The organism is Companilactobacillus bobalius, assembly GCF_009764355.1.
Window position 1 is genome coordinate 1 of record NZ_LNUA01000002.1, and the last position, 9,819, is coordinate 9,819.

At 37.0% G+C, this 9,819-nt stretch carries 10 protein-coding genes and 1 pseudogene; 3 read left to right on the plus strand and 8 right to left on the minus strand.

Annotation, left to right across the window (positions count from 1 at the left end):
- Positions 1–774 precede the first annotated feature (774 nt).
- Together ATN92_RS00015 and ATN92_RS00020 are read right to left on the minus strand one after the other, a co-directional pair.
- Entirely contained in the window at positions 775–1,917 is a 1,143-nt protein-coding gene (locus tag ATN92_RS00015) for a relaxase/mobilization nuclease domain-containing protein (RefSeq protein ID WP_056950657.1), read from the minus strand.
- Positions 1,899–2,252, minus strand: coding sequence for a MobC family plasmid mobilization relaxosome protein (locus ATN92_RS00020; protein WP_056950680.1), 354 nt, complete (start codon positions 2,250–2,252; stop codon positions 1,899–1,901). The genes ATN92_RS00015 and ATN92_RS00020 overlap by 19 nt, the downstream gene beginning before the upstream one ends.
- A gap of 601 nt (positions 2,253–2,853) precedes the next feature.
- Here ATN92_RS00020 and ATN92_RS00025 point away from each other — a divergent pair.
- Positions 2,854–3,267, plus strand: a pseudogene (locus tag ATN92_RS00025) (DDE-type integrase/transposase/recombinase); the annotation flags it as partial.
- An 85-nt stretch (positions 3,268–3,352) separates the two neighbouring features.
- Here the strand turns inward: ATN92_RS00025 and str are convergent.
- The 3 genes from str to ATN92_RS00040 form a co-directional block, all read right to left on the minus strand.
- Entirely contained in the window at positions 3,353–4,201 is an 849-nt protein-coding gene (gene str / locus ATN92_RS00030) for a streptomycin adenylyltransferase Str (RefSeq protein ID WP_056950663.1), read from the minus strand.
- Between the two features lie 8 nt (positions 4,202–4,209).
- Positions 4,210–4,398, minus strand: a complete 189-nt coding sequence (locus tag ATN92_RS00035) for a hypothetical protein (protein ID WP_435369334.1) — start codon at positions 4,396–4,398, stop codon at positions 4,210–4,212.
- Between the two features lie 136 nt (positions 4,399–4,534).
- Positions 4,535–4,894 carry an ArsR/SmtB family transcription factor gene (locus ATN92_RS00040; protein ID WP_025024910.1) on the minus strand — a complete coding sequence of 120 codons (360 nt, stop codon included), beginning with the start codon at positions 4,892–4,894 and terminating at the stop codon, positions 4,535–4,537.
- 247 nt (positions 4,895–5,141) lie between these two features.
- Between ATN92_RS00040 and ATN92_RS00045 the strand changes: the two genes are divergently transcribed.
- The gene (locus ATN92_RS00045) at positions 5,142–6,926 is read left to right on the plus strand and encodes a heavy metal translocating P-type ATPase (RefSeq protein WP_411762952.1); all 1,785 of its coding nucleotides are present in this window, start codon (positions 5,142–5,144) and stop codon (positions 6,924–6,926) included.
- A gap of 60 nt (positions 6,927–6,986) precedes the next feature.
- Here the strand turns inward: ATN92_RS00045 and ATN92_RS00050 are convergent, their stop codons facing one another.
- On the minus strand, positions 6,987–7,631 hold the full coding sequence (locus tag ATN92_RS00050; RefSeq protein ID WP_056950673.1) for a Vat family streptogramin A O-acetyltransferase: 645 nt from the start codon (positions 7,629–7,631) through the stop codon (positions 6,987–6,989).
- A gap of 103 nt (positions 7,632–7,734) precedes the next feature.
- On the opposite strand from ATN92_RS00050, the gene ATN92_RS00055 reads away from it, so the two are divergent.
- The gene (locus ATN92_RS00055) at positions 7,735–8,409 is read left to right on the plus strand and encodes a GntR family transcriptional regulator (protein ID WP_056950674.1); all 675 of its coding nucleotides are present in this window, start codon (positions 7,735–7,737) and stop codon (positions 8,407–8,409) included.
- 388 nt (positions 8,410–8,797) lie between these two features.
- On the opposite strand, the gene ATN92_RS00060 is transcribed toward ATN92_RS00055, so the two are convergent.
- Entirely contained in the window at positions 8,798–9,568 is a 771-nt protein-coding gene (locus ATN92_RS00060; RefSeq protein ID WP_056950677.1) for a replication initiation protein, read from the minus strand.
- A 32-nt stretch (positions 9,569–9,600) separates the two neighbouring features.
- Positions 9,601–9,819, minus strand: a 219-nt coding sequence (locus tag ATN92_RS18660) for a hypothetical protein (protein ID WP_234032505.1), incomplete at its 5' end; no start/stop codon positions are given.

A 9,819-nucleotide genomic window follows, 5' to 3' on the forward strand; every position in this document is an offset into this window, starting at 1 on the left:
GTGTGCTTTTTGGTGTTGAGTGGTGATTTTTTTGGTGTTGAGTGGTGTGCTTTTTGGTGTTGAGTGGTGTGCTTTTTGGTGTTGAGTGGTGTGCTTTTTGGTGTTGAGTGGTGTGCTTTTTGGTGTTCTATTAGTGCTATAAACGTTGATATAAAGCCATTCCTTTTTCCCTAAGTATTTAGAAGTATTAATAGAATTATTAATAAATTAGGTGCGCGCGTAGCGCTATGTTTGTGAGCGCAATTCAATAAAACAAAACAACACAAACAAAAGGAGTGAGAGACAAGCTCTCACATTTAACTTCATTCGCTTTGCTCATTGCGCCTCCCTATGGTCGTTACATAAAAAGATCTTGGGCGTTGCCCAAACCCACAAGCGAAGTTCGCTTGACCACCTAATCACTCGCCGTTAGGCAGGCAAAAAAAGCAAGGGTGCTTTTCTTTGCATGCGCAAAAGTGTTTTATCCGCCAGTCTATCAACTCCTTAAAGCCTCAAAAAGGGGCTAACTGCTAAAGCAGAAAGCCCCTTTAATTCGATTTACCGTTGACAGACAGTTAAATAGTGCGTCGACACCTAGCTAATTCATCAATATTTTGCATTCTAAGCCATTTTAAAGATAATTTCATAAAATACACCTGTTAAGCAAAGAAATGCGTCAGAAGCCAAAATACGAGCCCTGAGAGCAACCCAGTCGGAATAACCGCGTACAGATAATTTTTAATCTCATACCAACTCATATGTTTATGTGTACGGTCAATTTCGGTAGATAAACGATTAGCGACTTGGTCCATAGTCCCTTGAACGGTTTGGTTTAGGCTGTCGTTTAGGGCTTTCAACGTGGTGTTGTTGCTCTTTTGCAGACTGTTTATCTGTTGCAATTCGTCGATTGTTTTGCGATTGACCGTCTTTGTTTGTTCGTTGAACTGATTTTGAGCGTCTTTGAGCAGAGCGACTAATCGTTCTCTGCTGGTTTCTTTGCTGTTCTCTAAATTGTTCAAGGTCTCTTGAAAGGCTTGATTGACCTTTTGGCTGGTTTGTTCGATTTGTGTCAGCTGTTCGGTCAGTTCGATTTGTTGTTTGCTTTGTAGTTGAATTTGTGTGCCCTGATAGTTCCTGATTTCTTTCAGGGTCTGGTTGAGCGCTGTTAAATCTGTTTGTATCTGGGTCTCTGGTACGTCTTTCCAACTCATTGTAAATTGCCTCCTTTTCGTAAGCTGTGCCAAGTTTATTACCACGAGCCTTATAATTCGTCCCTGTTAGCTGATAGGTAAGGTCTTTACCTCGTTCCCATACATCTATTGCTTTTTGCTTTAAATCGTCTCTAAACGTCTGAAAATCGCATATAAGCTGATTAGACATGGTACTATCAACTGCTTGTCTGATTTGGTCTTTCCAAGTCGGTTGTCCGCGGTCTTGCATTTTGATTTCGGCCATAGAACGCTTTTCATACCGTTCAGGGTCAGTGTGTGTTACTTCTAGTCCATGTTTTTGTACGATTTCATCGGTGTTATGAACGAGCTTTTCACGATATTCTTGCCAATTTCCATGCATTTTCTTGCCAGTTTCCAAGTCAATTGCCCCAATGACAGCGTGAATATGTAAGGCGTCCGTATCAGCATGTTCATATAGCGCCACCTGTTGATTAGGATAAGTCTTTTGATACACTTCTTTGGCAATATCGAGAGCTTTTTTCTGGTCGATTTCGTTTTTAGGGTCAAATTCCTTTGGACTAAACGAAATACGACTAGCATAGGCTTGTGTTTTACCTTGATTACCGTACACTTCACGGACTTGTTTAAATTGACTTTTAGCATAGTTCACATCAAGGTTTAGTCCGTCCTTTAAGACCGCACGTTTTTCGGCATAATTGACAAGCCGTGACGCACTTGCAGACCGCTTTATGTGAGTTGTTGCCATATCTTTGCCACCTCACTTTGAAGTTCCTGCAATGCTTGGGCGGGGACGTTGCCCCCCTGATTGGCGTGTTTTGTTAATTGGTTGAGATTACCCCCAATTTTTGCTAATTGACGGGCTAACTCTTGCGCTTCTTTTGCGCCAATCTTAGGGGCAACGATCCGCGCCCCCTGTGCCTTCTTTTTGACAAAAGCAGGCACGGACATATTTAAAGTTTTCGCAGATTGCGAAAGCTTTAAATAGTCCTGCTCGCTCACTCTAAAATTGATTTGCCGACTGTCTTTCCGATTGGGTTGTTTATCGGATAGATGGCTAGACATATTGTGTTGTTCGCTCACAAACCCCACCCCCTTTGTTTTGCCTTTCAGGCAAGTGAATTGATTGATTAAGCTCGTGAAACCCTTAGGGTTTCTACTCACATAATAAATCAATTCACGGGGTTTGGCAAGCAACCCACATGCTAGCCACTTACGTGTCTGATGTGGTGCTTGCAAAGGGGACGCTAGCGCTCGCCCCTTGACCCCCTAGCTACGCAAACTCACGGCAAAATGACTAGCTATATGCTAGCCACTTTTTACCAATCGTTGCGTATGCCATTTGCTGATTTATTCCGCAAATGGCGTCTACCCGACGGGGGCTGTCTGCCGAATTATTTTGCATAATAAGCATGATTTCATCAAGACAAATTTTGCACTTGACGCATGCTTTCAGCAGGAGCTTTCCAGCAGACCATTTCATGGAGAGTTCTCCCCGAACAGGGCAAGCGTCTCACGCTTGTAGCAAGGGTTTCAGCCCAATATAATAACTAAAATTTATAAGGTTCCTTTTCAAATGTGTTGATTATCCATTGCAGAGAAAAGAACACAATAAAAATAATAAGAATAGGAAGCAGTCTAGCCAGCCAAATATTGATGTTTGGATCTTGTGATAGAGTATGATAGAGCCATTGATAGTCATGGATTAACACTAGATTTTGAGTTACGTAAACATCGTGATTATCAATCCGCCTATCATTTTTTGAAACGTTTATTGACGACCTATGGTCGTCCTGATTGTCTGGTTACTGATCAATATGCTGGCACTTTAAAGGCTATTAAACAAGTAATTAAAGACGGCTTATTGGTGAAAGCAAATCACCAATGTTCTAAATATCGTAATAATTTGATTGAACAAGATCATCGGTTAATTAAACACGTCTTAGTAAAATCAAGCGGTTTTCAATCACTACGAACTGCGCTAAAAACGCTAAGTGGGATTGAAGTCATGCATCAACTACATAAAGTAAGCCAAAGAGAACCAAGTCTCTTTGGTTTTTCGTCGTCACAATCACTAATCGAATTATTAGTACAATGATCCGTTCAACAATCGTCCCAATGTATTACAAAGACTATTTTGTTAATTTTGCACCAGAACCCCAAAAATGTGGTTGCTAATAAAATTAATTTTCATAATTATTACGAATAAAATTCTCGATATTTTTTTCGTAATGTGGATAGTTATAATTTCCTAAACAACTTACTTTATTTGAATAATATTTAAATAATTCACAACAGAGCTTAAAAGATTGGTATGTCTTTTTATATCCATTCATCTCAAAAGTAGCTAAAAACATATTGAATTCTTTATCAGTTAAATATTTGTTTATAAACTTATAATTCTTTCCCAAACTAAAATCAAAACCCTTATTAAAACCAATATACCAAGACATCATTCTTAATAATTCAGGACGTAAAATATTATTGAAATGATCTAAAGCAAATAATATTTCTCTTCTAAAAACGCCCTTTGCTACATACGTTGAAACACTCCAAAACTCATTGCAGCAATCATGAAATTCTCGTTCTGTTGGTTTTTTTAACCAATAATTTGAGTCATCTGGAACAATTTCTTGAGTCACTAAATTATCTTTATCAACTAAAATTTTTACAAGACCATCAGAGTCATTAAAGTAACGATTTAAATCTTTTAAATTAATTAATGTAATATCCATTTTTATGCCATCTTTAAAGTACATTATATAACTATAACCATAATCTAAATCAGGAGGGAATAATTCCATATCTTCTGGTTTCTGTATGAACAATAATTCTCCAAATAAACTTAACCAACTCTCTTCATGTATGAAACACTCAATATCTGATACGAAAAACGAAAAATCATAATCTTGAAACTTATCTTTTTTTATATTTTCATTAGTTCTTGAACCCTCGAGAGTAATAATTTTTACATTGCTTCGTTGATAAGCAAATTCAGAAACTAAATTTAAAATCTCTTTTTCAGTTCTCATTGTTTTTTTCACTTCCCAAGTCTAAATTTACGTTGCCAAAAATTAATTTGCTTTTGCAATTGTTTTTCGTTCTCTTTCAAAGTCGATTTCATTAATTCCGTTAAATCAATTGGGGATATTTCTTTAATCAAATTTTTATATTTCGTTCTAGAATTTCTATGAATTTTGCCCCATTCTTCTTCATCACTTAATAACATAAAAACAATAGCTCTATCGGAAGTTCGTTTAATAATTTTCCAATCTGGTTTTAAAATATGTAAATCATTAAAAGGTAGCGTCAAGAATCTTGTGTAAATGAAATGCCTTCGTACATATAATCGGAAGTCAGTAGTATCAGTCGTTTTCGTCTTCAATAATGTGATCTTTTGTCTGTCCAAAAATCGTGATTATGTGTTGATCACTTAATCGATAATGAATATTTCGACCGTGTCGCACACTCGTAACAAGATTTAATTGACGTAATAGACTTAGTTGATGGGAAATTGATGATTGACTCATGTCCAAAGTATCGGCGATTTCGCCAACACTCAAGGGTGTTTTTGACAATGCCAGGATAATTTTTACACGGGTCATATCGCCAAAAGCCTTAAAAATGTTGACCATTGATTCTAATTCTTCATTGGCAGGAATACTTTCCTTCAAATGATTCAGAGCAGCTTGATGTTCTTGTTCTGAAAAATCTTTTTCTACCATAATACTTCACCTTTTTTCTACAAATCATTGAATTTCCCTGTAGGATATATTATATTATAGATGAAATATGAATGAATGCTCATATATTCATGTAAACACTTACACAATTGTAGGGAGGATGTTTCTAATGAAATCGTACAATGTCCAATCCGAATATCAAGTAAAAAATAAGCAAACGAAATCAAAACATAAATTAGATCATGAATCCACTGTCAGACTATGGAAATTAGTTATTTCAGCTGTATTTATGATTGCTGGATTCATAGGAATATTCGGTGAACCGATTAATATCGTCCTTTATTTCATGGGTTACTTCGTTATTGGCGGAAGTATCGTCTTAAAAGCAGTTAAAAATATTTTTCATGGTGAAATTTTTGACGAAAATTTCTTAATGACAATTGCAACGGTTGGTGCTCTGATTTTAGGAGAGTATCCGGAAGCTGTCGCGGTCATGTTCTTCTATGAAGTAGGTAACTTATTTGAAGATATTGCGACAAATAATTCTAAAAAATCTATTTCAGCATTATTGGAAGTTAAACCAGTTTTTGCGACTATAAAAATGGCTTCAGGTACTAAGAAAGTTGATCCATCTAAAGTTCAAGTTGGACAGATTATTATTGTTAGACCTGGTGAGAAGATTCCCTTAGATGGGACGGTCGTGTCTGGACAATCGATGGTTGATACATCAGCTTTAACAGGTGAATCGATGCCTCGTAGTATTTATCAAAACGATGCCGCCATGAGTGGCTCTATCAATCAAAACGGTACTTTGGAGATTAAGGTCACAAAGATATATAGTGATTCTACAGTTGCCAAAATATTGGATATGGTCCAAAATGCAAGCAATAAAAAGGCTCCGGCAGAGAAGTTCATTACACGTTTTGCCAAAATCTATACGCCGATCGTAGTTGCTATGGCAGTTGCACTAGCAATAATTCCGTCACTGTTTACTGGCAACTGGGGTGAATGGATCTCACGTGCCTTGGTATTCTTAGTTATCTCGTGTCCTTGTGCTCTAGTTATCTCAGTTCCACTGAGTTTCTTCAGCGGGATTGGAGCAGCATCTAAACAAGGTGTACTAGTAAAGGGTAGCAGTTATCTTGAAGCCTTGAATAGTGTTGATACAGTAGCCTTTGACAAGACTGGTACTTTGACAAAGGGGCAATTTGAAGTTGTTAAAATTGAACCTGTAGCTGGAGTTAAGAGACAAGATTTATTAGGTATTGCGGCTGCAGCGGAACAGAATTCTACGCATCCAATCGCGCAGTCGATTATCAAAGCTTATAACGACGATATGAGTCAGTATCAGGTCACAGATGCGAACGAACATGCTGGTCATGGTTTGAAGGCTATAGTCGATGGCAAACAAGTTGTAGTAGGTAATGATAAGGCAATGTCAGGAATTAATTTCATCAGAGATAATGGAATTGGTACGGTTGTTTATGTCAGTGTTGACGGTAAGTTTATGGGTAGCATTGTGATTGCCGATGAGCCTAAGTCAGATGCACAGGATGCAATTGAATTATTACATCAACGTGGGATTAAGAGTGCCATGTTGACTGGTGATAATGCCATAGTTGGTAGATCGATTGCGGATAAGCTTAAGTTAGACAATGTCTATACTGACTTGTTACCTGAAGATAAGGTTAATATTGTTGAAAAATTACTTGCAACATCTAAGAAGAAAAATAAAAAAGTGGCCTTTATTGGTGATGGTATCAATGATACGCCAGTATTAACGACGGCTGATATCGGGTTCGCCATGGGCGGTCTTGGTAGTGATGCTGCAGTTGAAGCGGCCGATATTGTTATTATGGGTGACGAACCTTCCAAGGTTTCTAAGACGATTAAAATTGCTCAGGTGACTAGAAAAATAGTTATGGAGAATATTAGTTTTGCCATAGGGATCAAAGTTTTGTTCTTAATTCTGGGAGCCTTCGGTTTCGTAGGCATGTGGCAAGCAGTATTTGCCGATGTCGGTGTCACCGTTATAGCGGTATTAAACGCTGTTAGATTACAATTCTTGAAGTGATAAATAATTATAAAAAGGTCCTCGCATTTTATTAAATGCGAGGACCTTTTTTGTAAATACTTATTTTGTCCATTCTTTGATCTTATCCAATGATAATTCATTAACAGTAAGTTCTTTGATATGGGCAGTTATCCAGTCGATATCCTTATTCCACCATTGCAGCTTTTCTAGTTCATTAATCATATCATCAGAGAATCTTTGTTTAATTAGTTTGGCAGGATTACCGCCAACGATTGAGTATGGTTCCACATTGCTAGTTACAAGACTGTTTGCACCGATTATGGCACCATCACCAATATGAACACCGGGTAGAACAGTGACATTTTGACCAAACCATACGTCGTTACCGACTGTCGTATCGCCCTTTAGAGGTAAGTCATCTAGAGTAGGTGTGTTGGCTTCCCAACCGTTACCCTGAATATTAAATGGGTAAGTTGAAATGCCCTTCATCACGTGATTTGCACCATTCATAATGAATTCGATACCTTGGGCAATTGAACAGAACTTGCCGATTATTAGTTTGTCACCTAGGAATTCGTAATGGTGAGTGACGTGTTTTTCAAAATTCTCTGGTTCAGATTTATCATCGTAATACGTGTAGTCGCCCACGATAATATTTGGGGATTTGATTGTATTTTTGATGTAGACCATTTCTTTGATATTGGGGTTGGGATAGATTGAATTCGGATCGGGGTATGATTTCATGAGATGCTCCTTAAATTTAATTGCTGTTATTTAACAGCCGTTACATATATTATAATGTAAGAATACATAATAATTAATATAGATGAACCATGGAGATAATAAAATGATAGCAGGAAGTTTATATCAGAGAATTGCCAGTGATATTAAAAAGAATATTTTATCAGGTAAGTATGAAGTAGGAAACCTTATACCAACAGAGAACGAATTAGAGAAAATGTATAATGTCAGCAAAATCACGGTCCGTAATGCGGTTGAATTACTAGTCAGTGAGGGTTATTTGGTTAAGAAAAGTGGAATCGGAACGACGGTTATTAGCAACAACTTGTTCAATAAATTATCAAAAGCCAGATCATTCTCATCTATTGTCGATGAACACGGTGATTTAACTAAGAAGATTCTACAGATCAAATTAGTTTCGCCAAAGGGAACTCCTTTTGAGGAATCTGGTAAGCAACAGGTTTTGTATATTAAACGTCTTTATTCACTGGATGATAAGCCGTTCATAATTTTTGAACACTATCTTCCAAATGTTGCGATTCAAAATGAATTGAAAGATTTGCGTCACAAATCACTCTACAAAATACTCCAAGAGAGTGGTCAAGAAGTGGCTAGTTTCAAAGATGAATTCAAGGCCGTTAATCTAAAAGATGATGACAAGGAGTTATTGGGTAAGTCGGATACTTTGGCGCTTAATCGTGTTAGAAGAGGTTTTGATCGCTTTGGCAATCTAGTCGAATATTCATTAGCTATGGTAGCGTCAAGAATCTTGTGTAAATGAAATGCCTTCGTACATATAATATGTAACTAACTTCGGTTTTCAGTCGTTCATTCCGTCAAGAACGGGTAATATTTTTTGAAACCTACAAAAAATTCTCATGCCTAGTACTCGACTACATTCTCACTCAAGGTTCAAAAGACATAACTTATAAGTTAAATTTGTGTGAACTCGTTGTAATTGTGGTGAGTTCATGCATTTGTAGCGCAAGAAAACCCACTACCAACAGACTGATAACTGATACAACTAGACTTATTTTTGTGATACTATTCTTCATAGTGAAACTTCCTTTCAAATGGTTGGTTGTTTTGCTAAATTTAGGGATACCGTGAGCTGTGGAGGCTAGGGCGGTATCCCTCTTTTTATTATGAACATCATTTCCCCCCTTATATTAAAAACGTGGGTTACGAATAAAATTATTGTGAATTTCGACTTGAACTACCTCACGACCACGGCGTGCTTGAAATAAAGATAAGTCCATATCATCAATTTCAAGGTTAATTTCTGCAATAGCTGGGTTTAATATTTTATCTTTTAAACGTCCATAGGTGTAACTTTCAGGCGAACCTAACCATTCTTTCCACTCATCAGGCGTTCCTTGAACAATGGCAATTGAACTACCGTTATCTTTATCAGCTTCACGGATCAATTTGTATAACAAAATAGAATATTTACTTTTCAGTTTAACGGTATCAACGAGTAAGTATTGGGTGTAGTGCCCTTTATCTTTTAATTGCAACAAAAATGGCGCAAATTCTTCATTGATTTTGATTTGAAGTTGTCCATTTTCCCAAATATGCACAACTTCAAACCACCCCGTTAGAGTAATACGACGATCCGTCTCACTATAAATACGAAGGCTTTTAGCACGCATGTCTTCTAAATTTTGGGCAAGTTGCGAGTACGTACGACCGCTACGCTTTAATTCAAGGACATTAGACAGCTCATACATTGACGTATGAATGATATTAAAGTGTTTATCATCAGGTTTAATCTTAGAAACAACAAAGTCCATAATCTTCAATTCACGGGCATTTAAATCATGACGTGCCTTAGTAATTAGGTCATTATGTTCAGCCACCTGAAAATATTGTTGGTCTTTAAAATCTTCTTTATTAAAGTTACGGTCACTGACCCATAACATATTGCGTTTATCGACCATAAATTTTCTTCCTTTCGAACATACATTTTATTTTATAAATACACTCTATTACTAATTAACACTAAAGTAAAGTGATTTTTATTTTTTTGGTGTTGAGTGGTGTGCTTTTTGGTGTTGAGTGGTGTGCTTTTTGGTGTTGAGTGGTGTGCTTTTTGGTGTTGAGTGGTGTGCTTTTTGGTGTTGAGTGGTGGGCTTTTTGGTGTTGAGGGGTGTGCTTTTTGGTGTTCTATTAGTGCTATAAACGTTGATAT